This window comes from Streptomyces sp. H27-D2, from assembly GCF_035828615.1.
In the GTDB taxonomy this organism is placed as follows: Bacteria; Actinomycetota; Actinomycetes; order Streptomycetales; family Streptomycetaceae; genus Streptomyces.
On the sequence record NZ_JAYMZR010000018.1, the window covers coordinates 47,355 to 72,045 of the forward strand.

A 24,691-nucleotide genomic window follows, 5' to 3' on the forward strand; every position below is an offset into this window, starting at 1 on the left:
CGCTCAGGTCCGGGTCCCGGGCTCGCTCAGGTCCGGGGCTCGCTCCGGTCTGCGGCTCGCTCAGGCCTGCGGCCGCGCCATGGCCGCCACGAAGGCCCGCTCGACGTCCGAGGTGGAGAGCACGCCGTAGATCTCGCCGGTCTCCTCCAGCACGAGGTACTCGGTGGCGGGGGCGGCGCGCAGCGTCTCCAGGAGATCCTCGCCGGACAGCTCCGCGGAGACCCGCATGCCGTCCTTGAGGTCCTGCGCCAGGCCGCTGACGGCGACCCACGGGCGGCGGTGCTCGGGGACGCCGACGATGGCCGCCTCGCGGACCACCGCGGTCGGGTCGCCGTGCCCGTCCACCACGACCAGGGCGCGTGCCCCGGCCTCGTTGGCCCGGCGCAGCGCCTCGGACAGCGGGGTGGCCGCCTCGACGGGGACCGCGCGCCGGGTGAGCGTACGGGCGCGCAGGCCGGGCAGGCGCTCGCGCAGCCGGGCCATCCGCAGGCTGTTGCCGGCGCCGGTCCAGATGATCGCGGCGAGGATGGCGGCGAGCAGCGCGTCGGTGAGCGTGTCGACGCCGCTGATGTCCTCGGTGGCGTCGCCGAGGGCGCCGGTGTGGGTGAGCAGCGGCAGGCCGATGAGGACGGTGACGGCGAGCGCGCGGCCGGTCCAGGCGGCTGCGGTGGTGCCGGTCATCGGGTTGCCGGTGAGCTTCCAGACCACGGCCCTGAGCATCCGGCCGCCGTCCAGCGGGAGTCCGGGCAGCAGGTTGAAGGCCGCCACGATGAGGTTGGAGATCATCAGCCCGGCCAGCAGCACGCCGGGGACGGTGCCGGCCTCGACGACCAGCATGCCGAGGTAGAAGACGCCGGAGAGGACGAGCGAGAGCAGCGGGCCGACGAAGGCGAGGACGAACTCGCGGCCGGGGGTCTCGGACTCCTTCTCGATCTCCGAGACGCCGCCGAAGAACTGCAGCTGGATGCGGCGCACCGGCAGCCCGAAGCGCAGCGCGGCGACGGTGTGGGCCAGCTCGTGGATGAGCACGGAGGCGTAGAAGGCCACCGCGAAGAAGAGCGCGACGAGATAGCGCGCGTTGCCCAGTTCAGGCAGCACCCGGTCGAGCTGGCCGCCGAAGACCCAGGTGATCAGGGCGGCGACGACGAACCAGCTGGGCGCGACGTAGACCGGGACGCCGAACGGGCGGCCCATCAGGATGCCGCCGCCGGCCTCGCGGGGGCGCTTGGGCCTGCGCGGGGGCTTGCGCTCGCCGGGAGTGCGCTCCTGGGGCGCCTGGTCCCGCGCCGCCCGGTCCTGTGGCGAGCGCTCCGGCGACCCGTGCTCCGCGGGCGTGCGCTCCTCGGACGCCCGCTCGTGCGGCCCGGCGTCCTCGGGAGTGCGGTTCCCGGGCTGTCGGCCCTCTGGCTCGGTCGCGGGGTCCGCTCCCCCACGGCCGGGCTGCGGCTGCCCGCTCTCGTCCACGGTGTCCCCTCGTTCCGGTGCGTCCCCCACGCCGTCTGCCGGGCGCTTCCACGATCATGCGGGGCGAAGGGGTCTGACGTCGATGGTATGCCGCTGAGTGTCGGCGCCGGGCCGTAGGGTCGTACGCCATGGGACCCACCGCCGAAAAGGCCGCCAAGGGCGAGAAGAGCAAGCAGCCCGGCCGACCGGTCGCGCTGTCGCCGTCGCGCGCCGGCGACTTCATGCAGTGTCCGCTGCTGTACCGCTTCCGCGTCATCGACAAACTGCCGGAGAAACCGAGCGAGGCGGCCACCCGCGGCACCGTGGTGCACGCGGTGCTGGAGCGGCTCTTCGACGCTCCGGCCGCGGAGCGGAGCGCGCCGCGGGCCCGCTCGATGGTGGCCGGCGAGTGGGAGAAGCTGCTCGCCGCCAAGCCCGCGCTCACCGAGCTGTTCGCCGACGACGCGGACGGCGAGCGGCTGACCCGCTGGCTGGGCGACGCCGAGAAGCTCGTCGAGCGGTGGTTCACGCTGGAGGACCCGACCCGGCTGGAGCCCGCCGAGCGCGAGCTGTACGTGGAGACGGTGCTGGAGTCCGGGCTGATGCTGCGCGGTTTCATCGACCGGGTCGACGTCACGCCGAGCGGCGAGGTGCGGATCGTCGACTACAAGACCGGCAAGGCCCCGCGGCCCGAGTACTCGGCGGACTCGCTGTTCCAGATGAAGTTCTACGCCCTGGTGCTGTGGCGGTTGCGCGGCTCGGTGCCGCGGCGGCTCCAACTGGTCTATCTGGGCAGCGGGGACGTGCGCACGTACGACCCGACCGAGGAGGACCTGCTGGGCGTCGAGCGCAAGCTGCTGGCCCTCTGGGAGGCCATCCAGCTCGCGACGGACACCGGGGACTGGCGGCCCCGGCCGACCAAGCTGTGCGGCTGGTGCGACCACCAGGCCGTCTGCCCGGAGTTCGGCGGCACTCCCCCGCCGTACCCGCTGGCTCTGGGCGAGACGCGGCGCGATCCGGCGGAGCCCGCGCGGACCGGGGAGCGTCCCGCCCAGGGCAGAATGGGCCCGGTCTAACGAAGGAGATTTCCTGTGACGATCCGTGTCCTACTGGTCGACGACCAGCCGCTGCTGCGCACCGGTTTCCGCATGATCCTGGAAGCGGAGCAGGAACTCGCGGTCGTCGGCGAGGCCGGGGACGGCTTGCAGGCGCTCGACCAGGTGCGGGCCCTGCAGCCCGACGTCGTGCTGATGGACATCCGGATGCCCCGGATGGACGGGGTCGAGGCGACCCGGCAGATCACCGGCCCCGGCCGGGACGGTCCGGCGAAGGTGCTGGTCCTGACCACGTTCGACCTCGACGAGTACGTGGTGGAGGCGCTGCGCGCCGGCGCCAGCGGGTTCCTGTTGAAGGACGCGCCCGCCAATGAGCTGGTGCAGGCGATCCGGGTGGTGGCGGCGGGCGAGGCGATGCTCGCCCCGAGCATCACCCGGCGGCTGCTCGACAAGTACGCCGAGAAGCTGCCGTCCGGCGAGGACCCGATGCCGAACACCCTGCACACCCTGACCGAGCGCGAGGTCGAGGTGCTCAAGCACGTGGCGCAGGGGCTGTCGAACGCGGAGATCGCGGCGGACCTCTTCGTCAGCGAGACGACCGTCAAGACGCATGTCGGCCATGTGCTGACGAAGCTGGGGCTCCGCGACCGGGTGCAGGCCGCGGTCTACGCGTACGAGAGCGGACTCGTCCGCCCCGGCGCGCGCTAGAGCCGCGACGGGGCAAAGCTTGCGGGGAGGGGCGCTAGAGCCCGCCCGGGAGGGCCGCTCACGCCCGCCTCGTCGTAGCCGTGGTCACATCCCGGCTATTCCTCGGTCTCCTTGCTCAGTTCCCAGAAGCGGAACACCGTCGAGGCGTCCAGCGTCCATTCGAGACCGGAGATCCCGGGGCCGGCCACCGCGTACTGCTTGCCCTGCCACAGCGGGAGGATCGGCAGTTCCTCGGCGACGATGTCCTGGAGCTCGGAGAAGTCCTCGACGGTCGCGCCCCGGTTGTCCTCGGCGGCGGCCTCGGGGAGGAGCTCCTTGGTGATCCGCGCGGAGCTGTAGCGGTTGTCCAGCACGTTGTTCTTGCCGAAGAAGGGCCCGGTGAAGTTGTCCGGGTCCGGGTAGTCGGGCACCCAGCCCTTGGCGTACGCGCCGTACTTCCCGGCCGCGATGCCCTTCTCGTACTCCGCCAGGTCGGCGGTCTTCACATCCGCGTCGAACAGCCCGCTCGCGTTGAGCTGCTGCGCGATCTCCTTGAACTCGGGAACGGTGCCCGGTCCGTAGCGGGTCGGGGTGGCCCACAGGGTCAGCTTCACCTTGCCGCTGACGCCGGCGTCGCGCAGCGCGGCCGCCGCCTTGGCGGGCTGCGGGCGGTCGCCGTAGGTGTCGAAGAAGGCCGTGTTGTGCCCGGTGATGCCCGACGGGACGATCGAGTAGAGCGGCTCGGCGGTGCGCTTGTAGACGTCGCGCACCAGCGTGCTGCGGTCGATGAGGTAGGCGACGGCCTTGCGGACTCCGAGCTTGCCCGTCACCGGGTGCTTGGTGTTGAAGACCAGGTGCTGCACCTCGGCGCTGCTGCCCTCGACGAGCTGGACGCCGTCCGGGCCGCCGGTGGCCGAGGTCTCCAGGTCCGCGATGTCCTTCATCGCCAGGCCTCGGTAGGCGAGGTCGATGTCGCCCTTCTCGACGGCCTTCTTGAGCGCCGCCTGCCGCTGGAAGAACTTGATCGTCATGCCGGAGTTCTGGACCTTGGCGGGGCCCTTGTAGTCCGTGTTCACCGAGAACAGGGCCTGCTTCGAGCTGTACGAGTCCAGCTTGTAGACGCCGGAGCCGATGGCCTTGTCGTCCGTCCGCAGCCGGTCCGCCGGGTACTCGGTGTGGTCCACGATGGACCCCGCTCCCGAGGCGATCTTCATGGGGAAGGTCGCGTCCGGGGTCTTCAGGTGGAAGACGATCCGGTGGTCGTCCGGGGTGTCGATGTTCTTGATCGAGGACAGCATCACGGCCGGGCCGAGGTCGTCATTGATCCGCAGCGTGCGCAGGAAGGAGTACTCGACGTCCTTGGACGTCATGTCGTGGCCGTTGCTGAACTTCAGGCCGCCCTTCAGGGTGCACGCGTAGACGGTGCTGTGGCTGTCCTGGAAGCCGCATTCCTTCGCGGCCTCCGGCTCCGGAGGCGTGGTGCCGCCGCGGGGGAAGCTCAGCAACGACTGGAAGACGTTGTTGAACAGCAGCCATGAGCCCGGGTCGTATCCCGCGGCCGGGTCGGTCGCGACCACCTTGTCCGTCATCCCCATGACCAGGGACTCACCGCCGCCGGCGGCCTCACCGCCCTGCGAACCGCAACCGCTGAGCAGCGCGGCGGTCACCCCCACACCGAGCGGGGCGGCCAGCCACTGGTCACGTTTCCTCACGCGCACGTTCCTCACAGTTCGATTCATCTCATGCCGGTTCACACCGGGGTATACCAGGTTCGATCGGGGTCCGGGTCGGCGCCGGGTTCACCGGACCGCCCCTCGGCGGGGCACCGCCGCGCAGGGTCAATCCTGGACGCCGCGCCCCAGCTCCCACAACTGCAGCAGCGAGGCGGAGCTGATCGCCCATTCCACGCCGGTGATGTCGTCCCGGGCCGCGACGTACTGCCGTCCCTGCCAGAGCGGCAGCAGCGGCACGTCTTCGGCGATGATGTTCTGCGCCTTCTTGAAGCTCGGCACCGCTCCGTTGCGCTCGGCTTCCTGCCGGGTGCGCGGGATCAGGGTCGACTCGATGTCGGAGTTGCGGTACGGCGTGCCCAGGAAGTTGTCCTTGCCGGAGAACGGGGCGATGTAGGTCTCCGGGTCGGGGAAGTCCGGGTACCAGCCCATCCCGTAGACGGGGAACTCCTGCTTGACGGCGGCCGGCCGGAACTCCTCCCACTTCATGCCCTTGACGTCGATGTCGAAGAGCCCGGTCGCGTTGAACTGGCGCTGCAGTTCCTTGAACTCCGCACCGGTCGCGGGACCGTAGTGGTCAGTGGTGTACGTGAAGGTGAGCTTGACCGGCGTCCGGACGCCGGCGTCCTTCAGGGTCTGCCGGGCCGCGGCCACGCTCGGCTCCTTGTAGACGTTGTAGAACGAGTTGACGTGTCCGGTCAGCCCGCTCGGCACCATCGAGTAGAGCGGGTCGCCGGTCCGCTCGTACACATCGCGCACCAGCGCCTGGCGGTCGACGATCCGGGCCATCGCCTGGCGGACCGCCTTGCTCTTGACTCGCCGGTCCTCGGTGTTGAACGCAAGATAGCGGATTTCCTTGCCGGGCATCTCGACCAGCTCGACGCCCTTCTGGTCGCTCTTCTGCAGCGTGTCGATCTGCTGGGGCGACAACGAGCGGTTCACCACGTCGATGTCACCCTTGCTCAGGGCTTTCTGCATCGAGTCGGAGTCGTCGAAGAACGCCATCTCGACCTTGTCGTTCTTCAGCTCCAGCCCGCCCTTGTAGTTCGGGTTCTTGCTGAAGACGGCCTTGAGGATGCGGCCGTCCTTCTCCTCGACCTCCACCGAGTACGGGCCGGAACCGACCATCTCGAAGCCCTTGTTGAGCGCCTTCGGGTTGTACACCTCGCTGTCCACGATCGCCGCCGCGGGCGTCGCGAGCTTCTGCGGGAAGGTGGCGTCGGGGGCCTTGAGGTGGAAGACGATCTCGGAGTCGCTCGGCGTCTCGACCTTGTCGATGCCCGACATCAGGCCGACGGGACCGCTCTTGAACTGAATTCTCAGCGTCCGCTCGATGGAGAACTTCACGTCCTGGGCGGTGAGCGCGTGCCCGTTGGAGAATTTCAGCCCCCTGCGCAGGCTGCAGCGGTACTGCTCGTTCTGCTGGTCCCGGAAGCTGCAACTGCTGGCCGCCTCGGGCACCGGTTCGGTGCCGGAGCGGGGCAGCGTCATGAGTGTCTGGAAGGAGCTGCCCAGGACGTTCCAGGTGTTCACGTCGTACGCCGCCGCGGGGTCGAGCGGGGCCGGCGCATCCCCCGTCCGCGCGATGCGGTCGGTGGTGCCCACGACGATGGGGTCGCCGCCGTCGCCCGCACCGCCCGACCCGCCACATGCGGCGAGTACCGGAGCGAGCAGACCGACCAAGGCCGGCAGCACCAAAGTCTTGCGGTTCATTGTGGGCGTTCTCCCTCGTCGCGTGCGCTGGTCACGGGGGTTGGCTGAGTTCTCGCGAAGAGATTAGTCGGCGTGGTCAGCGCCACTGGAACACAACGAAGTCGATGCAATATCACGCCCAGATAACGGATGGCAGTTCACCGATAATCGGACGCTGGAACGATTCGTACGCACGCCCCCTAACCCGGACACATGCATGCGACACCCCCGCCCCAACGCCCCCGCGAAACACAGGCGAAGGACGCTGTCGACGGGCTGGCGAGTGATAAACATCACTCTTCCAATTATGTTGATGCTTGCAGGAATTCAGCCAGCGCTTGTGTCACGGAAAATGAGCGCGCGGACGCCGAGAGTTCCGTCGGGCATTTCGCGGCGCACGCTCAGTGCGCGCGTCAGTGCATTCCGGTGATCAGGCCGCGGAGAAATGCGAGATCCACTTCTTCGAGCGAGCCGACGACGGTCCGCCCGGCGGCGGCCCCGATCGGCACCACCGACGGCACCGCCACCACCCGGCAGCCGGCGGCCTCGGCCGAGGCGACACCGGTCGGGGTGTCCTCGACGACGGCGCAGCGCGCCGGGTCCGCGCCGAGTCTGGCCGCCGCGAGGAGGTACGGGTCCGGGTGCGGCTTGGTGCGTTCCAACTCGTCCCCCGCGAGGGTCACCGAGAAGTTCTCCGCGCCCAGCGAGTGCAGCATCCGGTCGATGACGGTCCGGTGCGAGGCGGAGACGAGCGCGGTGGGCACTTGATGGGCCGCCAGCTCCGTGAGCAGCCGTCGCGCACCGGGCATCAACGGGACGCCGCGCGCGATCCGCTCGACGAAGCCCGCGTTCAGCAGCACGGTCACCTCGGCGAGCGTGATGTCGGCCCCGGTGGCTTGAATCAGATAGGAGGCGCTGCGCGTCATGGGGCCGCCGACGACGACCTCGCGGTGGTGATCGGCCAGTGCGTGCCCGAGTCGCGCGAACACCTCGACCTCGGCGTCCCACCAGAATCCCTCGGTGTCGACGAGCGTTCCGTCCATGTCGAGGAGCACGGCCTGGAGGGTGGCACCATCGGCCGAACGAGTATCGATGGCTTGGATGCTGCTGGTCATCCGTACACCTCCGTATAGGGACGCGAAGGCCGGCCACCCCCCAGGGAAGGGGAGCGACCGGCCTCTACCGGACCGACAAGTGTACGTCGTGATCCGTTACCGCGCGTTGAAGTATTTCGCCTCGGGGTGGTGGATGACGATCGCGTCGGTGGACTGCTCGGGATGCAGCTGGAACTCCTCGGAGAGCTGGACGCCGATCCGCTCGGGCTGCAGCAGCTCGGCGATCTTGGCCCGGTCCTCCAGATTCGGGCAGGCCCCGTAGCCGAGCGAGAACCGCGCGCCGCGGTACTTCAGCGCGAACATGTCCTCGACCGCCGCCGGGTCCTCGCTGTCGAATCCGAGCTCGGAGCGGACCCGGGCGTGCCAGTACTCGGCGAGTGCCTCGGCCAGCTGGACGGAGAGGCCGTGCAGTTCCAGGTAGTCGCGGTAGGAGTCGGACTCGAAGAGCTTCGCCGTGGCCCCGCCGATGCGACTGCCGACGGTGACGATCTGGAGCCCCACGACGTCGGGCTCACCGGCCTCCTCGGGCCGGAAGAAGTCCGCGAGGCACAGCCGGCGGCCCCTGCGCTGGCGCGGGAAGCTGAAGCGGGTCCGCTCCGAGCCGTCGTCGTTGAGCAGGATCAGGTCGTCGCCCTTGGAGACGCAGGGGAAGTAGCCGTAGACGACGGCGGCTTCGAGCAGGTTCTCGGTGTGCAGCTGGTCGAGCCAGCCGCGCAGCCGGGGCCGCCCCTCGGTCTCCACCAGCTCCTCGTACGTCGGACCGCCGCTGCGTGCTTCCTTGAGGCCCCACTGCCCCTTGAAGAGGGCGCCCTCGTCGAGCCAGGAGGCGTAGTCGCGCAGCGGGATGCCCTTGATGACACGGGTGCCCCAGAACGGCGGGGTGGGCAGCGGGTTGTCGATGGACACGTCGGAGCGGACGGTGCCCTCGTCGGGGGCGGGCTCGTCGACCGGGGTCTCCCGCTTGGCGACCCGGCGTTGCTTGAGTTCGGGCAGCACCGCGCCGGGCACGCCGCGCTTGACCGCGATCAGCGCGTCCATCAGCCGCAGGCCCTCGAAGGCGTCCCGCGCGTAGCGGACCTCGCCCTCGTAGATCTCGTGCAGGTCCTGCTCGACGTAGGCGCGGGTCAGCGCGGCGCCACCGAGGATGACGGGGTAGTCGGCGGCCATCTTGCGCTGGTTGAGCTCCTGCAGGTTCTCCTTCATGATCACCGTGGACTTCACCAGCAGCCCGGACATCCCGATCACGTCCGCGCGGTGCTCGGTGGCCGCCTCCAGGATCGCCGAGACCGGCTGCTTGATGCCGAGGTTGACGACCGTGTAGCCGTTGTTCGACAGGATGATGTCGACCAGGTTCTTGCCGATGTCGTGCACGTCCCCGCGCACCGTGGCCAGCACGATGGTGCCCTTGCCGTCGTCGTCGGTCTTCTCCATGTGCGGTTCCAGATAGGCCACCGCGGTCTTCATCACCTCGGCCGACTGGAGCACGAACGGCAGCTGCATCTGGCCGGAGCCGAACAGCTCGCCGACGGTCTTCATGCCTTCCAGCAGCGTGTCGTTGACGATCGCCAGCGCGGGCCGGGCGGCCAGGGCTTCGTCGAGGTCGGCGTTGAGGCCGTTCTTCTCGCCGTCGATGATCCGCCGCCGCAGCCGCTCGTCCAGCGGCAGCGCCAGCAGTTCCTCGGCGCGGCTCGCCTTCATCGACTGCGCGTCGACCCCGTCGAAGAGCTCCAGGAACCGCTGGAGCGGGTCGTAGCCCTCCGCCCGCCGGTCGTAGATCAGGTCGAGGGCGACGTCGCGCTGCTCGTCCTCCAGCCGGGCGATCGGCACGATCTTCGCCGCGTGCACGATCGCCGAGTCCAGCCCGGCTTCCACGCACTCGTGCAGGAAGACGGAGTTGAGCACCATGCGGGCGGCCGGGTTGAGGCCGAAGGAGATGTTGGACAGGCCCAGCGTGGTCTGCACGTCGGGGTGCAGGCGCTTGAGTTCGCGGATCGCGTCGATGGTCGCCGCGCCGTCCTTGCGGGACTCCTCCTGGCCGGTGCAGATCGTGAAGGTCAGGCAGTCGATGAGGATGTCCGACTCGTGGACCCCCCACTTCCCGGTCAGGTCGGCGATGATGCGCTCCGCGATCGCCACCTTGTGCTCCGGCGTCCGCGCCTGGCCCTGCTCGTCGATGGTCAGCGCGATCAGCGCCGCGCCGTGCTCCTTGGCCAGCGTGGCCATCTGCGCGAAGCGCGACTCGGGGCCGTCGCCGTCCTCGTAGTTCACCGAGTTGATCACTGCCCGGCCGCCCAGCTTCTCCAGCCCGGCGCGGATGACCGCGGGCTCGGTGGAGTCCAGCACCAGCGGCAGGGTGGAGGCTGTGGCGAAGCGGCCGGCGATCTCGGCCATGTCGGCGGCGCCGTCGCGGCCCACATAGTCGACGCACACGTCCAGCAGGTGCGCGCCCTCGCGGATCTGGTCGCGGGCGATCTCCACGCAGTCGTCCCAGCGCGCTTCGAGCATCGCCTCGCGGAACTTGCGCGAGCCGTTGGCGTTGGTCCGCTCGCCGATCGCCAGGTAGGAGGCGTCCTGCCGGAACGGCACGCTCTGGTAGAGCGAGGCCGCGCCCGGCTCCGGCTTGGGGTGGCGCTCGGGGGGCGTCATGCCGCGGACCCGCTCGACGACCTGGCGCAGGTGCTCGGGGGTGGTGCCGCAGCAGCCGCCGATCAGCGACAGCCCGTACTCCCGGATGAACATCTCGTGCGCGTCCGCCAGTTCCTCGGGGGACAGCGGGTAGTGCGCGCCGTTCTTGCCCAGCAGCGGCAAGCCCGCGTTGGGCATCGCCGAGACCCGGGTGCGGGCGTGCCGGGCGAGGTAGCGCAGGTGCTCGCTCATCTCGGCCGGGCCGGTCGCGCAGTTCAGCCCGATCATGTCGATGCCGAGCGGCTCCAGCGCGGTCAGCGCCGCGCCGATCTCCGAGCCCAGCAGCATGGTGCCGGTGGTCTCCACCGTCACCTGCACCAGCAGCGGCAGGTCCACGCCGACGGCTTCCAGCGCCCGGCGGGCGCCGATGACGGACGCCTTCGTTTGCAGCAGGTCCTGGGTGGTCTCCACCAGCACCGCGTCCGCGCCGCCCGCGATCAGGCCCTCGACGTTCTGCTGGTAGGCGTCGCGCAGCGCGCCGTACGGGGCGTGGCCCAGCGTCGGCAGCTTGGTGCCGGGGCCCACCGAGCCCAGCACCCAGCGCGGCCGGCCGTCCGCGGCGAATTCGTCGGCGACCTCGCGCGCGATCCGCGCGCCGGCCTCGGCCAGCTCGAAGACCCGGTCGGCGATGTCGTACTCGCCCAGCGCCGCGAGGTTCGTTCCGAAGGTGTTGGTCTCCACGCAGTCCACGCCGACCGCGAAGTACTCCTCGTGCACCGAGCGCACGATGTCGGGCCGCGTCACATTGAGGATCTCGTTGCAGCCTTCGAGATCCTGGAAGTCCGCCATGGTCGGATCCTGCGCCTGCAGCATCGTGCCCATCGCTCCGTCGGCGACCACTACACGTGAGGCCAGGGCCTCACGCAGAGCATCGACTCGATCGCGGCTGGTGCGGCTGTCGGACGACGGCGTTTTCGAGGCCATGGAACTGCTCCCGGGGTTGCGACGGCTGTCGGCTTTGCGTCTTCCGGTGGAAGGCGCACCTCGTCAGGGTAACCGGCAGCCCTTCCGGCGATACGGCTGTCCCACGACCCGGACAGTGGCCGACGGCCCTCGGCCGCCTCTCGACTGTCCCTCGACGAAGATCATTGACAGACTCCGGCCCACTACCACGGGGTCGGCATCGACCGATAGTGTTCAGCATTGTCGAACGGCATCTCACGGAGGTTGGCGATGGCACGGACCATCCAGTCGCTCGAACGGGCAGCGGCCATATTGCGGCTGCTCGCGGGCGGCGAGCGGCGGCTCGGTCTGTCCGACGTCGCGTCGTCACTGGGGCTGGCCAAGGGAACCGCGCACGGCATCCTGCGCACCCTCCAGCAAGAGGGCTTCGTCGAGCAGGACCCCGCGTCCGGGCGCTACCAGCTCGGCGCCGAACTGCTCCGGCTCGGCAACAGCTACCTGGACGTGCACGAACTGCGCGCGCGGGCCCTCGTCTGGACGGACGACCTGGCCCGGTCCAGCGGCGAGAGCGTCTACCTGGGGGTGTTCCACCAGCCGGGCGTGCTGATCATCCACCACGTCTTCCGGCCCGACGACAGCCGTCAGGTCCTGGAGGTCGGCGCCATGCAGCCGCTGCACAGCAGTGCGCTGGGCAAGGTGCTGTCGGCGTACGACCCGGTGGCGCACAGTGAAGTCACCGAGGGCGAGCGGGAGTCCTTCACCGCCCGCACGACCACCGGCGCGGCGGAATTCGAGGCCGTCCTCGACCTCACCAGGGCCCGCGGCTGGGCGTCCGACGTGGAAGAGACCTGGGAGGGCGTCGCCGCGCTCGCCGCCCCGATCCACGACCGGCGGCGGATGCCGGTCGGCGCCGTGGGGATCACCGGCGCGGTGGAGCGGCTGTGCGAGGGCGGCGAGCTGCGCCCCGAGCTGGTCGCGGCGGTCAGGGACTGCGCCCGCGCGGTATCGCGCGATCTTGGCGCCGGCCGCTTCTGAGCGGTGTACCGGCCCCGGCCGCTTCCGAGCGGTGTCCGGGCGACGCCGGGCGGTGTCCGAGCGACGCCGGGCGTGTCCGAGCGACGCCGGGCGGTGTTTTCGAGCGAGTTCCGAGCGGTGTTCCGAGCAAAGTTCGGACGGCGTTCCGCAGCCGGCGGGCCGGTCTGCCGACGAGATTCGCGCGGGTCCGGGACCGAGACTCATGGGGTATACACCGGATCCGTCGAATCCGGTCCATACGAGGTTTCCCTCCCAGAACCCTTGACTCCGTGTTAACAGAAGAGAAAACTGCCGTTCATCGGTCGGCATTGTCGAACACCTGACGACAATATTCGTTAGGGTGGAACATGCCGCAGGCCGACAAGCTCTCATACCGAGGGCGCGAGCCGTCGGGGGAGACCCGTGGCTCGCCTTCCCCTGGACGAAGGACAAAGGAGTCGCGGGTGTCCAGCTCCGACATTTTCATCGGCGAGACCATCGGTACCGCCATTCTCATCCTGCTCGGCGGTGGTGTCGTCGCCGCCGTCACTCTGAAGCGCTCGAAGGCGTTCAACGCCGGCTGGGTGGCCATCACCTTCGGGTGGGGCTTCGCCGTGCTCACCGGCGCCTACATCTCCGTCGGCCTCTCCGGCGCGAACCTCAACCCGGCGGTCACCGTCGGCATCGCCATCAAGAGCGGCGAGTGGGGCGACGTACCCGTCTACTTCGCCGGCCAGCTGCTCGGCGCGATGATCGGCGCGGTGCTGGTCTGGGTCTCCTACTACGGCCACTTCCTCGCCCATCTGAGTGACCCCGAGATCGTCGGGGCGACCACCGCCCAGGAGGGCATGGTCGACAGGGCCGCCGCCCCGGCCGCGGGCCCGGTCCTCGGCATCTTCTCCACCGGTCCGGAAATCCGGAACGTGGCGCAGAACCTGGCCACCGAGATCATCGCCACCTTCGTACTGGTGCTGGCGATCCTCACCCAGGGCCTGACCAAGGGCCTCGGCCTGTCCGGCACCGGCGTGCTGATGACCGCGTTCGTCGTGGTCGGCATCGGCCTCTCGCTCGGCGGCCCGACCGGGTACGCCATCAACCCGGTCCGTGACCTCGGTCCGCGCATCGTGCACGCCCTGCTGCCGCTGCCCAACAAGGGCGGCTCCGACTGGGGCTACTCCTGGATCCCGGTCGTCGGCCCGCTGATCGGCGGCGCCATCGCCGGCGGCGTCTACCGGCTCGCCTTCGCCTAGGCAGCCGGCGACAGCAGAAGCCGACACGAGAATCCAGCGCCGCAGAGACTTCAGGAGCACACCGTGACCGACGCTCACACCACCGGCCCGTTCATCGCGGCCATCGACCAGGGCACCACCTCCAGCCGCTGCATCGTGTTCGACAAGGACGGCCGGATCGTCTCCGTCGACCAGAAGGAACACGAGCAGATCTTCCCGAAGCCCGGCTGGGTGGAGCACGACGCCACCGAGATCTGGACCAACGTCAAGTCGGTCGTCGACAGCGCGATCAGCAAGGCCGGCATCACCTCCGCCGACGTCTTGGCGATCGGCATCACCAACCAGCGCGAGACCACGGTTCTGTGGGACAAGGCGACCGGCGAGCCGGTGCACAACGCCCTCGTCTGGCAGGACACCCGCACCGACGCCCTCTGTCGCGAGCTGGGCCGCAACGTCGGCCAGGACCGCTTCCGCCGCGAGACCGGGCTGCCGCTCGCCTCGTACTTCGCCGGTCCGAAGATCCGCTGGCTGCTCGACAACGTCGAGGGACTGCGCGAGCGCGCCGAGCGCGGCGAGATCCTCTTCGGGACCATGGACTCCTGGGTCATCTGGAACCTCACCGGCGGCGTCGACGGCGGGGTGCACGTCACCGACGTCACCAACGCCTCGCGCACCATGCTGATGAACCTGCACACCATGCGCTGGGACGAGAAGATCCTGGCCTCGATGCAGATCCCGGCCGAGGTGCTGCCGGAGATCCGCTCCTCCGCCGAGGTCTACGGCCACGCCAAGGACGGCGTGCTGGCGGGCATCCCGGTCGCCTCCGCGCTCGGCGACCAGCAGGCGGCGCTGTTCGGCCAGACCTGCTTCGCCAAGGGCGAGGCCAAGTCCACGTACGGCACCGGCACCTTCATGCTGATGAACACCGGCAGCGAGCCGGTCAATTCGTACAACGGACTGCTGACCACGGTCGGCTACCGGATCGGCGACCAGGACCCGGTCTACGCCCTTGAGGGCTCGATCGCGGTCACCGGCTCGCTCGTCCAGTGGATGCGCGACCAGATGGGCCTGATCAAGAGCGCGGCCGAGATCGAGACCCTCGCCAGCACGGTCGAGGACAACGGCGGCGCGTACTTCGTGCCTGCCTTCTCCGGCCTGTTCGCCCCGTACTGGCGCGACGACGCCCGCGGCGTGATCGCGGGTCTGACCCGCTACGTCACCAAGGCGCACATCGCGCGCGCCGTGCTCGAAGCCACCGCATGGCAGACCCGCGAGATCACCGACGCGATGACCAAGGACTCCGGCGTCGAGCTGACGGCCCTCAAGGTCGACGGCGGTATGACCTCCAACAACCTGCTGATGCAGATCCTCGCGGACTTCCTCGGCGCACCCGTGGTGCGCCCGATGGTCGCCGAGACGACCTGCCTCGGCGCCGCCTACGCCGCCGGCCTGGCCGTCGGCTTCTGGTCAGGCACCGACGAACTGCGCGCCAACTGGCGCCGGGCCGCCGAATGGACCCCACGAATGGACGCGGACGTACGCGACCGCGAGTACAAGAGCTGGCTCAAGGCCGTAGAGCGGACCATGGGCTGGATCGAGGACGAGGAGTAATCATGACCACCCTGCAGAGCGTCCCGACACTCGGGACGCACCCGGCCGCCGGTCTGAACCCGGGCCGCGCCGAAACCCGGGACCGGCTGTCCAACGCGACGTACGACCTCCTGGTGATCGGCGGCGGCATTCTGGGCACCTCGGTGGCCTGGCATGCCGCGCAATCCGGACTGCGGGTGGCGATGGTGGACGCCGGCGACTTCGCCGGCGCCACTTCGTCCGCCTCCTCCAAGCTCGTCCACGGCGGTCTGCGCTACCTGCAGACCGGCGCGGTCAAGCTGGTCGCGGAGAACCACCACGAGCGGCGGGTGCTCGCCAAGGACGTGGCGCCGCACCTGGTCAACCCGCTCACCTTCTACCTGCCCGTCTACAAGGGCGGCCCGCACGGCGCGGCCAAGCTCGGCGCGGGCGTCTTCGCCTACTCCGCGCTGTCCGCCTTCGGCGACGGCGTCGGCAAGGTCATCTCCCCCGCCAAGGCCGCCGCGGCCAACCCCGCGATGCGCACCGAGAACCTCAAGGCCGTCGCGGTCTACGGCGACCACCAGATGAACGACAGCCGCGTCGCGATCATGACGGTGCGCGCGGCCGTCGAGTCGGGCGCGGTCGTCCTCAACCACGCCGAGGTCACCGGCCTGCGCTTCAACCGCGGCCGGGTCACCGGCGCGGACCTCAAGGACCGGCTCGACGGCGCCGAGTTCGGCATAGACGCCCGGCTGGTGCTCAACGCGACCGGCCCGTGGGTCGACCACCTGCGCAAGCTGGAGGACAAGGGTTCCGACCCGAGCATCCGGCTCTCCAAGGGCGCGCACATCGTGCTCAAGCGCAAGGCGCCGTGGAAGGCCGCCATGGCGACCCCCATCGACAAGTACCGCATCACCTTCGCCCTGCCGTGGGAGGACCAGCTGCTGCTGGGCACCACCGACGAGGTCTACGAGGGCGACCCGGCGGACGTCCGCGCCACCGAGGCCGACACCCAGCAGATCCTGGACGAGGCCGCGTACTCGGTGCGGGACGAGCACCTCTCGCGCGACCTGATCTCGTACGCCTTCGCGGGCCTGCGGGTGCTGCCCGGCGGCCCCGGCGGCGTCGAGTCCGCCAAGCGCGAGACGGTCGTCAGCGAGGGCCGCGGCGGCATGCTGTCGGTCGCGGGCGGCAAGTGGACGACGTACCGCCACATCGGCCGCACCGTGATGAACAAGCTCGCGAAGCTGCCCGGCGGCGCGCTGGCCGAGGACATGGAGCCGCTCTCGCAGCTGCCCCCGCGGGTGCCGCTGCCCGGCATCGCCAACCCGAACGCGGTCGCGCACCGGCTGCTGGTCGACCGCGACCCGGGCGTGCGGATGGACCCGCTGACCGCGCGTCAGCTGGCCACCCACTACGGCTCGCTGTCCTTCGACATCGCCCGCCTGGTGCACGAGGACCCGGCGCTCGGCGAGCGCATCCACCCGGACGGCCCGGAGATCTGGGCGCAGGTCGTCTACGCCCGCGACCACGAGTGGGCCGAGACCGTCGACGACGTGCTGCGCCGCCGCACGACGCTGACCGTGCGCGGTCTGGACACCGAGGACGTACGGGCCCAGGTCAAGGAGATGCTCGGCGGACAGGGCTGACGCCGTCGGTCCCCGGCCCGGGTGAGCCCGGGAGCGGACCGACGCGGAATCGAGCGGGGGAGGGACGCGCGAAGGCGTCCCTCCCCCCGCCGCGTCGGTACCGCGAAGTCCTCCCGCTCCGCCCCGCCCCCGAAGGCACGCGCCCCCGACGGCAGCGGCGGATTCCACGGAACTCCTGTTTCCCTGAGCGCTGTTCATGGAAACGGGTAGGTTGACCCAATGACCGATCTCACCCCGCATGAGCTGCGCGTTCTCGTCACGGTGGAGGAGGGATCGCCGTCCGTGATCTGATCCGCGAACCGCGCGCCGTACGCGAGCCGGCCGGCGCGCCGGGGCAGCGGTGAACCCGCGGGCGTGGCGATGGCCGCTGATCAGGCGGATCGCGTGGGTGACGGCCGCGCTGCTGCTGATCCCGGTGGCCACCGCGGCCCTCGCGCTCCGCGTCTCGTTCACCGGCGAGCCGACCGCCGACGCGGTCAGCCGCGGCCGGGACGCGCTCTGGCTCGGGCACGCCTGGGTCGACGGCCGCCGCGACGCCGCCGATCTGGCCGCGCTGGAACGCCGGATGGCCGGCACCGGAATACGCGAGCTGTATGTGCACGCGGGACCACTGGAGCACGACGGGACGCTGCCCGCCTCCGCCTACCCCAGAGCGAAGTGGCTGATCAGCACGCTGCACCGGGACCTGCCCCGGATCCGGGTGCACGCCTGGCTCGGCGACCGGCTGGCCTACGGGGGCGGGGAGAACGAAAGCGAAGAGGACGGACTGCGGCTCGACCGGGCGTCCGCGCGCGACGAGATCGTCACCAGCGCCCGGCAGGTCCTCACCGCCGGCTTCGCGGGGGTGCACTTCGACCTGGAGCCGCTGCACTCGGGAAACCGCGACTATCTCGCGCTGCTCGACCGGCTGCGCCCCGCGATCCACGCGCGCGGCGGGGTGCTGTCGGTCGCCACCCACAAGATCGACCCGCTGCCGGCGCTGCACACGGCGGCGGGCGCGCTGACCGGCCGCCCCAAGTGGTGGTCCCAGCGGTACTTCGGCGCGGTGGCCCGGCGCGTCGATCAGGTCGCGGTGATGTCGTACGACACGGCGCTGCCCGTGGAGAGCCTCTACGGCGGGTACGTCGCCCAGCAGACCGCGCTCGCGCTGGAGGCGACGCCGGCCGGCACCGACCTGCTGATGGGACCGCCCTTCTACCACACCGACGACTTCGGCCACCGCTCCTCCGCCGAGACGGTCGCGGCCGCCGTACGCGGGGCCCGGCTGGGGCTGACCCGCACCGACCGGCACCGGGAGCACTTCGGGATGGCGCTGTATGTCGACTTCGCGGCCACCGATCTCGACTGGGCCGAATACCGCCGTGGCTGGTGCGCTCCGAGCGGGCTGTAGCAAGGCATGCGCGGGCCATAATGAACACAGACATCGGATGTCTAGGAACGGGAGGTCCACCATGGCGGTCACCGACGAGGCGATCGAGAAGATCAAGGGGATGATCGTCTCCGGTGCGCTGCGGCCCGGCGACCGGCTCCCGAAGGAGAGTGAGCTGGCGGCCGAGCTGGGGCTCTCCCGCAACTCGCTGCGCGAGGCCGTGCGCGCGCTGTCGCTGATCCGCATCCTCGACGTACGGCAGGGCGACGGCACGTACGTCACGAGCCTCGACCCGCAGCTCCTGCTGGAGGCGCTGAGCTTCGTCGTGGACTTCCACCGCGACGACACGGTGCTGGAGTTCCTCGCGGTCCGCCGCATCCTGGAGCCGGCCGGCACGGCGATGGCCGTCGGCCGCATCTCGACCGCTCAACTGGACGCTCTGGACGCCCAGCTGGACACTCTCGGCCCATACCCCTCGGTGGAGGACCTGGTCGCCTCCGACCTGGAGTTCCACCGGGGCATCGTGCAGGCCTCGGGCAACTCGGTGCTCTGCTCGCTGCTGGACGGCCTCTCCGGGCCGACCACCCGGGCCCGCGTCTGGCGCGGACTCACCCAGAAGGACGCGGTGGCCCGCACGCTGACCGAGCACCGGGCGATCCTCGGAGCGCTCAGGGACCGGGACGTGGAGGCGGCGCGGTCCTGGGCGACGGTGCACATCGCGAGCGTGGAGCAGTGGCTGCGCTCGACGCTGTGAGCCGCCGCGACCTTGCGCTCACAGCGCCAACCGGTACGTACGGGCCGCGTTGCCGCCCAGAACGGCGGCGTGCTCGCGCCCGGTGAGGTGGGCGGTGGCCCATTCGGCCAGCGCCAGCACCTGGTCGTAGGGCGCGGCGAGCGTGCAGACCGGCCAGTCCGAGCCGAACAGCACACGCCCGGGGCCGAAGGCGTCGAGGAGATGCCGGGCGTACGGCAGCACCTGATCCGGGCCCCACTTCGCCCAGTCGGCCTCGGTGACCAGCCCTGACAGCTTGCAGACGACATTGGGCAGCGCTGCCGTCCCGGTGATCCCGTCGGCCCAGGGCTGCCGGCCGCCGTCCGCGATCGACGGCTTGCCGCCATGGTCCAGGACGAATTCCAGCTGCGGCAGCGCGCGGGCGGCTTCCACGGCGGCGGGCAGCTCGCGCGGGGTGACGAGCAGGTCGTAGACGAGGCCCTCCTCCGCGAGGAGGGCGAGACCGCGCCGGACGTCCGCGCGGGCCAGCCAGCGCGGGTCCGGCTCGTCCTGGACCTGGTGCCGGATGCCGACGAGCCGCTCACCGCCGGGCCCCGCTCGCAGCCCGAAGAGCACCGCGGGCAGCTCGGGATCGGTGAGATCCGCCCAGCCGACCACGCCCGCGATCCGGTTCGGCCGCCCGGCCAGCGCGAGGAGCTCGCGGGTCTCGTCGTACGAGGACGATGCCTGCACCACCACCGTGGCCTCGATCGAGTGCCCCGTCAGCGCGTCTTCGAGGTCGCCGAGGGCGTACGTACGGCGGATGGGGTCGGCCCACGGGCCGTCCATCCAGGGCTGGTCGCGGCGCGCCAGGTCCCAGAGGTGATGGTGGGCGTCGACGCGCGGCGTCATACGGGCCTGCGGGGGTCGGAGGTGGGCAGCGGGAGATCGCCGTCGAGCAGGCCGCGGTCCACCAGCGCGTGCCAGAGCGCATCCGGGATGTCGTGCCCGAACAGCTCGGCGTTGTCCCGGACCTCCTCGGGCCCGGCGGCGCCGACCACCGCCGCCGCGACCGAGGGGTGGCCGAACGGGAAGCGCAGCGCCGCCGCGCGCAGCGGCACCCCGAACTCGCCGCAGACCGCCGCCAGCTCGCGGGCGCGCCGGAGCAATTCGTCCGGCGCGGTCGCGTAGTCGTAGCGGGCGCCCGGCCTCGGGTCGGCGAGCAGCCCGGAGTTGTAGACCCCGCCGACCACGACCGAGGTGCCCCGCCGCTCGCACACGGGCAGCAGGTCGTCGTAGGCCGTACGCTCCAGCAGCGTCCAGCGGCCGGCGCAGAGCACGACGTCCACGTCGAGGTCGGCGACGAGCCGGGCGAGCACGTCGCTGTGGTTCATGCCGAAGCCGATCGCGCGCACCGTCTTCTGTTCGCGCAGCTCCGCGAGGGCCGGGAAGCCGGTCTCATAGACCTCGCGGAGGTGGTTCTCCACGTCGTGCAGATAGACGACGTCCACGGCGTCGACGCCGAGCCGCTCCAACGAGGACTCCAGCCCGGCGCGGATGCCGTCCCTGCTCAGATCCCACTCGCGGGCCCGCGCCGGGACGTCGACGAAGCCCTGGCCGTCCGGCTGTTCACCGGGCGCGAGAGGGCGCAGCCGCCGCCCCACCTTGGTGGAGAGCGTGTACGAGCCGGGGGCGCGCCCGGCGAGGGCGCGGCCCAGCCGCTCTTCGGACAGCCCGAGCCCGTAGTGCGGGGCGGTGTCCAGATAGCCGCTGCCACCGTCGAGGGCGGTCGAGACGACGGCCTGGGCGCGCTCCTCCGGCATCGCGGTGTAGAGGTTGCCCAGGGGCGCGCAGCCGAGACCGAGCGCCGGCACGCACACCCCCGAACGCCCCAGCTCTCGCGGGCCTTGCGGTACGTAAGCCACGGGTTCCTCTCGGTCCTTCTTCGGTTCGGCCTGGCTCGGTTTGGCCTGGTCCGGCCTGGTCCGGCCTGGTCCAGGGTCCTTTCAGCCCTGCTCAGTCCTGCTTCTCGCCGCTGGCGAAGCGCGAGATGATCAGCGCGACGATGATGATCATGCCGTTGAGGAACTGGTTCCACAGCGCCGGGACGCCGCCGAGCGTCATCACATTGACCACCAGCTGAAGCGTCAACACGCCGGTCAGAGCGCCGAAGAGGGTGCCCCGGCCGCCCTTGAGACTGATGCCGCCGATCACCGCTGCGGCGAACACCTGGAAGATCCAGCCGTTGCCCTGGGTCGCGGACACCGAGCCGTAGTGCCCGGTGTAGAGGATGCCCGCGAAGGCCGCCAGCACCCCGCCCACGCACAGCACGATCCAGGTGATCCGGTCGACCCGGATGCCGGCGGCCTTCGCGGCCTCCGGGTTGCCGCCGATCGCGTACAGCGCGCGGCCGTGCCGCAGATAGGCCAGCGCCGCCGCGCCGAGCGCGAAGAGCGCGAGGCAGATCCAGACGGCGGCCGGGGCGCCGAGCCAGCGCGCCTTCCCCAAGTAGCTGAAGGAGGCCGGGACGTTGACGATCGACTGGCCCTCGGAGATGCCGATCTGGAGGCCGCGCAGCATCGTGAGCATGCCGAGGGTCGCGATGAAGCCGTTGACCCTGAGCTTGAGGATCAGGAAGCCGTTGATCACCCCGACCAGCGCGCCGACGGCCAGACAGATCGGGATGGCCGTCCAGCCGGGCAACGCGCCCAGGCCCGCGAAGCGTTCTCCATGTGAGGGAAGAACCATCCACATGGCGATCACCGGGGCCACCCCGATGGTCGACTCCAAGGACAGGTCCATCCGGCCGCTGATCAGGATCAGCGCCTCACCGAGGACCAGCAGCCCCAGCTCGGTGGACTGCTGGACGACCCCGATGAGGTTGTCGGACGTGAGGAAGGCGGGCGAGACGATGAAGCCGATCACCCCGAGCACGAAGATCACCGGCACCAGCGAGAGATCGCGCCAGCGCGCGAAGTCGATCCGGAACGCGCGCCCCTGGTGCGCTTTTCCCAGCTCGGGTGCCACCTCGGCGGTGAGCGGCCGTGTGGTCTCGGTCATGACTCCGTACCTTCCGGTTCGTGCGCAGAGCGGTCTGAGGGGTGGGCCGGGGACGGTCCCGGGGAATGCCCCGGCGTGTCGTGGCCGTCCGCCCCGGCCACGCCTTCCATGGCGGCGACCAGTTCCCGGTCGGTCCAGCCGCTGCCGAATTCCGCGACCACCCGCCCGTGGAAGAGCGCGAGCACGCGGTCGCAGACCCGCAGGTCGTCCAGTTCGTCGGAGACGATCACGGCCGCGCTGCCGCCTGCCGCGACCTCCCTGACGACGCCCAGCAGCGCGTCCTTGGACTTGACGTCCACCCCGTTGGTCGGGCGGATCGCCACGAGCACGCTCGGGTCGCGGGCGAGCGCCCGCGCGACGACGACTTTCTGCTGGTTTCCGCCGGACAGTCCGCTGACCGGCTGGCCGGGACCGGAGGTCTTGATGTCGAGCGAGGCGATCATGCGGTTGGCGAAGGCCTTGGTCCGGGAGGGCAGTACGGTCCCGAACGGGCCGAGCTGGTCGGCGACGGTCAGTGTGGCGTTCTCCGCCACGCTGCGGCCCAGGACGAGCCCCTGCCGATGGCGGTCCTCGGGCACATACCCGATACCGGCGCTGATGGCGTGCGGCACGCTCCCCGGCCGCACGGCCTGGCCGTGCACGCTCACCCGCCCCGCGCCGGCCTTCCGCAGGCCCGCCACCGTCTCCCCGATCGCCGTGTTGCCGCTCGCGGTGGCTCCGGCCAGGCCCAGCACCTCGCCGGGGCGTACGGCGAGGTCGATCGGCTCGTACTCGCCCTCCAGGGCCAGCCCTTCGAGGCGCAGAACCGGTTCTCCGGCTCCGGCCCGTGGGCCGGCCAGGGAGTCCCGGCCGGTCGCCCTGCCGGCATCGGCCGGCGAACCGGCGAGCGCCGCCGCGCTTTTAGACGCCGCGCTCCCTGCCGCCGGCACGCGCCCCTTCACCATCCGCGCGCCGGTCGCCGATGACCCGCCGCCCTCTGCCGGCTGCGCGCCCTCGCCCGTCATCGCCGCGATCAGATCAGCCTTGGCGAGCCCGGCCACCGGCGTGGTGACGACGTGCCGCGCGTCGCGGAAGACCGTGACGGTGTCGCAGAGTTCATACACCTCCTGCAAGTGGTGCGAGATGAACAGGAAGGCGACGCCCTGCTCGCGCAGTTCCCGGAGCTTGGCGAACAGCCGGTCGATGCCGCCCGCGTCGAGCCGCGCGGTCGGTTCGTCCAGGATGATCGCGCGGGCGCCGAAGGACAGCGCCCGCGCGATCTCCACGAACTGCCGCTGCTCGACGGTGAGGTCCTTGGTGCGGGCGGCGGGGTCGATGTCCACGCCGTATTCGGCGAGCAGAGCCCGGGCGCGCTCGCGCAGCGCGCGCCAGCGGATGGTGCGCGAGCCAGGGAACCTGTTGAGGTAGAGGTTCTCCGCGACTGTCAGGTCCGGCACCACCATCGATTTCTGGTAGACGCAGGCGACCTTGCGCTGCCAGGCCGCGGTGTCCCCGTAGCCGGGCGCGGCCTCCCCGCCGAAGGTGACCTCGCCCGCGTCCGGCCGCTCCATCCCGGTGAGGACGGAGACCAGGGTGGATTTGCCCGCGCCGTTGCGCCCCACCAGCGCGTGCGCCTCGCCCGGCCGGACCGCCAGGTGTGCGCCGTCGAGGGCGAGGGTGGGCCCGTAGCGCTTGGTGACGCCCTCCGCCCGGAGCACATGCCCGGGCTGCTGCCGCACGCCGGCCATCGCTACTTCTTCTTCTCTAGCTGATTGGCCCACAGCTTCTTGTCGTCCACGTTGGCCTTGGTGACCAGCGGGGCGGGCAGCTGGTCCTCCAGGCCGTTGGCGATCTTCACGATCTTCGAATCGTGGTCGGTGGGGCCCGGCTCGAATTTCTTCCCGGCCAGTGCCTGCCGGGCGTAGTACAGGGCGTACTTCGCGTAGAGGTCGGCGGGCTGCGAGACCGTCGCGTCGATCTTCCCGGACCGGATCGCGGCCAGTTCCTCGGGTATGCCGTCGTTCGAGATGATCGTGATATGCCCCTTCTGACCGGTCGGCTTGAGCAGCTTCTTCTGCTCCAGCAGGGCCAGGGTGGGCTGCAGGAAGACTCCGCCGGCCTGCATGTAGATGCCCTTGACGTCGGGGTGCGCGGCGAGCGTGCTCTGCAGCTTGCTGGAGGCCACCTCGCCCTTCCACTCCGTGGGCAGCTCGAAGACCCGGATCTTGGGGAACTTGGTCTTCATGCAGGAGGCGAAGGCCTTGGAGCGGTCCCGGCCGTTGATGGAGCTGAGGTCCCCCTGGAACTCGGCGACCTTGCCCTCGCCCTTGAGCTGCTTGCCCAGGTACTCGCAGGCCTGCACGCCGTACGCGCGGTTGTCGGCCCGGACGACCATGTAGACGTCGCCCTTGTCCGGGCGGGTGTCCACGCTGATGACCGGGATCTTCTTGGCGGCCAACTGCTCCAGGGTGGCGGAGATCGCGCCGGTGTCCTGCGGCGCCATCACGACCGCCTTGGCGCCCTGGTCGGTGAAGGACTGCACATTGGAGACGAGCTTTCCCACATCGTTCTGCGAGTTGGACAGCGGCAGCGCGGAGACGACGCCGTCGTCGACGCCCTTGTCCACGTATTGCTTGTAGGAGTTCCAGAAGTCGCTGTCGGTGCGCGGCATGTCGATGCCGACCTTGCCGGAGGCCCCTTGCTTCGCGCCGTCGCTCTCACGGTTGCAGCCCGCGAGCGCGGTCGCCGCGAGCAGTACGGCGCAGGCGGCCGTTCCGGTCGTACGTAGTCTCATCGT

Annotated in this window: 18 protein-coding genes; 8 read left to right on the top strand and 10 right to left on the bottom strand. The window is 70.5% G+C overall.

What is annotated here, in order from left to right; all coding sequences use genetic code 11:
- Nucleotides 1–60 precede the first annotated feature (60 nt).
- Nucleotides 61–1,464 carry a site-2 protease family protein gene (locus QMK28_RS10255; protein WP_326436745.1) on the bottom strand — a complete coding sequence of 468 codons (1,404 nt, stop codon included), beginning with the start codon at nt 1,462–1,464 and terminating at the stop codon, nt 61–63.
- A 128-nt stretch (nt 1,465–1,592) separates the two neighbouring features.
- Between QMK28_RS10255 and QMK28_RS10260 the strand changes: the two genes are divergently transcribed.
- Nucleotides 1,593–2,519 (top strand): RecB family exonuclease, encoded by a 927-nt coding sequence (locus QMK28_RS10260; RefSeq protein ID WP_326436746.1) that lies wholly within the window; start codon nt 1,593–1,595, stop codon nt 2,517–2,519.
- Between the two features lie 15 nt (nt 2,520–2,534).
- Entirely contained in the window at nt 2,535–3,206 is a 672-nt protein-coding gene (locus tag QMK28_RS10265; RefSeq protein WP_326436747.1) for a response regulator transcription factor, read from the top strand.
- 95 nt (nt 3,207–3,301) lie between these two features.
- On the opposite strand, the gene QMK28_RS10270 is transcribed toward QMK28_RS10265, so the two are convergent.
- The 4 genes from QMK28_RS10270 to metH all read right to left on the bottom strand — a co-directional run bounded on the left by QMK28_RS10270 (nt 3,302) and on the right by metH (nt 11,331).
- Nucleotides 3,302–4,897 (bottom strand): ABC transporter substrate-binding protein, encoded by a 1,596-nt coding sequence (locus QMK28_RS10270; RefSeq protein ID WP_326436748.1) that lies wholly within the window; start codon nt 4,895–4,897, stop codon nt 3,302–3,304.
- Between the two features lie 126 nt (nt 4,898–5,023).
- Nucleotides 5,024–6,628: an ABC transporter substrate-binding protein gene (locus QMK28_RS10275; RefSeq protein WP_326436749.1), complete on the bottom strand. Its 1,605-nt coding sequence runs from the start codon at nt 6,626–6,628 to the stop codon at nt 5,024–5,026.
- 392 nt (nt 6,629–7,020) lie between these two features.
- Nucleotides 7,021–7,722: an HAD family hydrolase gene (locus tag QMK28_RS10280; RefSeq protein ID WP_326436750.1), complete on the bottom strand. Its 702-nt coding sequence runs from the start codon at nt 7,720–7,722 to the stop codon at nt 7,021–7,023.
- A gap of 96 nt (nt 7,723–7,818) precedes the next feature.
- Nucleotides 7,819–11,331, bottom strand: a complete 3,513-nt coding sequence (gene metH / locus QMK28_RS10285) for a methionine synthase (RefSeq protein ID WP_326436751.1) — start codon at nt 11,329–11,331, stop codon at nt 7,819–7,821.
- 249 nt (nt 11,332–11,580) lie between these two features.
- Here metH and QMK28_RS10290 point away from each other — a divergent pair, with 249 nt between their 5' ends.
- The 6 genes from QMK28_RS10290 (at nt 11,581) to QMK28_RS10315 (ending at nt 18,897) form a co-directional block, all read left to right on the top strand.
- Nucleotides 11,581–12,345 carry an IclR family transcriptional regulator gene (locus QMK28_RS10290; protein WP_326436752.1) on the top strand — a complete coding sequence of 255 codons (765 nt, stop codon included), beginning with the start codon at nt 11,581–11,583 and terminating at the stop codon, nt 12,343–12,345.
- Nucleotides 12,346–12,788: 443 nt separating this feature from the next.
- On the top strand, nt 12,789–13,574 hold the full coding sequence (locus tag QMK28_RS10295) for an MIP/aquaporin family protein (RefSeq protein ID WP_326436753.1): 786 nt from the start codon (nt 12,789–12,791) through the stop codon (nt 13,572–13,574).
- Between the two features lie 63 nt (nt 13,575–13,637).
- Nucleotides 13,638–15,164 carry a glycerol kinase GlpK gene (glpK, locus tag QMK28_RS10300; RefSeq protein WP_326436754.1) on the top strand — a complete coding sequence of 509 codons (1,527 nt, stop codon included), beginning with the start codon at nt 13,638–13,640 and terminating at the stop codon, nt 15,162–15,164.
- A gap of 2 nt (nt 15,165–15,166) precedes the next feature.
- Nucleotides 15,167–16,774, top strand: coding sequence for a glycerol-3-phosphate dehydrogenase/oxidase (locus QMK28_RS10305; protein ID WP_326436755.1), 1,608 nt, complete (start codon nt 15,167–15,169; stop codon nt 16,772–16,774).
- Between the two features lie 388 nt (nt 16,775–17,162).
- Nucleotides 17,163–18,164, top strand: coding sequence for a hypothetical protein (locus tag QMK28_RS10310; RefSeq protein WP_443050628.1), 1,002 nt, complete (start codon nt 17,163–17,165; stop codon nt 18,162–18,164).
- A gap of 61 nt (nt 18,165–18,225) precedes the next feature.
- Nucleotides 18,226–18,897, top strand: a complete 672-nt coding sequence (locus tag QMK28_RS10315) for a FadR/GntR family transcriptional regulator (protein ID WP_326436757.1) — start codon at nt 18,226–18,228, stop codon at nt 18,895–18,897.
- Between the two features lie 18 nt (nt 18,898–18,915).
- On the opposite strand, the gene QMK28_RS10320 is transcribed toward QMK28_RS10315, so the two are convergent.
- The 5 genes from QMK28_RS10320 to QMK28_RS10340 all read right to left on the bottom strand — a co-directional run bounded on the left by QMK28_RS10320 (nt 18,916) and on the right by QMK28_RS10340 (nt 24,688).
- Nucleotides 18,916–19,767, bottom strand: a complete 852-nt coding sequence (locus tag QMK28_RS10320; RefSeq protein WP_326436758.1) for an amidohydrolase family protein — start codon at nt 19,765–19,767, stop codon at nt 18,916–18,918.
- Nucleotides 19,764–20,780 carry an aldo/keto reductase gene (locus QMK28_RS10325; protein WP_326436759.1) on the bottom strand — a complete coding sequence of 339 codons (1,017 nt, stop codon included), beginning with the start codon at nt 20,778–20,780 and terminating at the stop codon, nt 19,764–19,766. Before QMK28_RS10325 ends, QMK28_RS10320 begins: the two co-directional genes overlap by 4 nt.
- A 91-nt stretch (nt 20,781–20,871) precedes the next feature.
- Nucleotides 20,872–21,915 (bottom strand): ABC transporter permease, encoded by a 1,044-nt coding sequence (locus QMK28_RS10330; protein WP_326436760.1) that lies wholly within the window; start codon nt 21,913–21,915, stop codon nt 20,872–20,874.
- Entirely contained in the window at nt 21,912–23,642 is a 1,731-nt protein-coding gene (locus tag QMK28_RS10335) for a sugar ABC transporter ATP-binding protein (RefSeq protein ID WP_326436761.1), read from the bottom strand. The genes QMK28_RS10330 and QMK28_RS10335 overlap by 4 nt, the downstream gene beginning before the upstream one ends.
- A 2-nt stretch (nt 23,643–23,644) precedes the next feature.
- Nucleotides 23,645–24,688 (bottom strand): sugar ABC transporter substrate-binding protein, encoded by a 1,044-nt coding sequence (locus tag QMK28_RS10340; RefSeq protein WP_326436762.1) that lies wholly within the window; start codon nt 24,686–24,688, stop codon nt 23,645–23,647.
- Between the last annotated feature and the right edge of the window lie 3 nt (nt 24,689–24,691).

Excerpts from the sequence above, each read along its gene's own strand:
- QMK28_RS10260 (WP_326436746.1), top strand. The coding sequence starts at position 1,593 with ATGGGACCCACCGCCGAAAAGGCCGCCAAGGGCGAGAAGAGCAAGCAG.
- QMK28_RS10275 (WP_326436749.1), bottom strand. The coding sequence starts at position 6,628 with ATGAACCGCAAGACTTTGGTGCTGCCGGCCTTGGTCGGTCTGCTCGCT.
- QMK28_RS10280 (WP_326436750.1), bottom strand. The coding sequence starts at position 7,722 with ATGACCAGCAGCATCCAAGCCATCGATACTCGTTCGGCCGATGGTGCC.
- metH (WP_326436751.1), bottom strand. The coding sequence starts at position 11,331 with ATGGCCTCGAAAACGCCGTCGTCCGACAGCCGCACCAGCCGCGATCGA.
- QMK28_RS10290 (WP_326436752.1), top strand. The coding sequence starts at position 11,581 with ATGGCACGGACCATCCAGTCGCTCGAACGGGCAGCGGCCATATTGCGG.
- QMK28_RS10305 (WP_326436755.1), top strand. The coding sequence starts at position 15,167 with ATGACCACCCTGCAGAGCGTCCCGACACTCGGGACGCACCCGGCCGCC.
- QMK28_RS10315 (WP_326436757.1), top strand. The coding sequence starts at position 18,226 with ATGGCGGTCACCGACGAGGCGATCGAGAAGATCAAGGGGATGATCGTC.
- QMK28_RS10320 (WP_326436758.1), bottom strand. The coding sequence starts at position 19,767 with ATGACGCCGCGCGTCGACGCCCACCATCACCTCTGGGACCTGGCGCGC.
- QMK28_RS10330 (WP_326436760.1), bottom strand. The coding sequence starts at position 21,915 with ATGACCGAGACCACACGGCCGCTCACCGCCGAGGTGGCACCCGAGCTG.
- QMK28_RS10335 (WP_326436761.1), bottom strand. The coding sequence starts at position 23,642 with ATGGCCGGCGTGCGGCAGCAGCCCGGGCATGTGCTCCGGGCGGAGGGC.
- QMK28_RS10340 (WP_326436762.1), bottom strand. The coding sequence starts at position 24,688 with ATGAGACTACGTACGACCGGAACGGCCGCCTGCGCCGTACTGCTCGCG.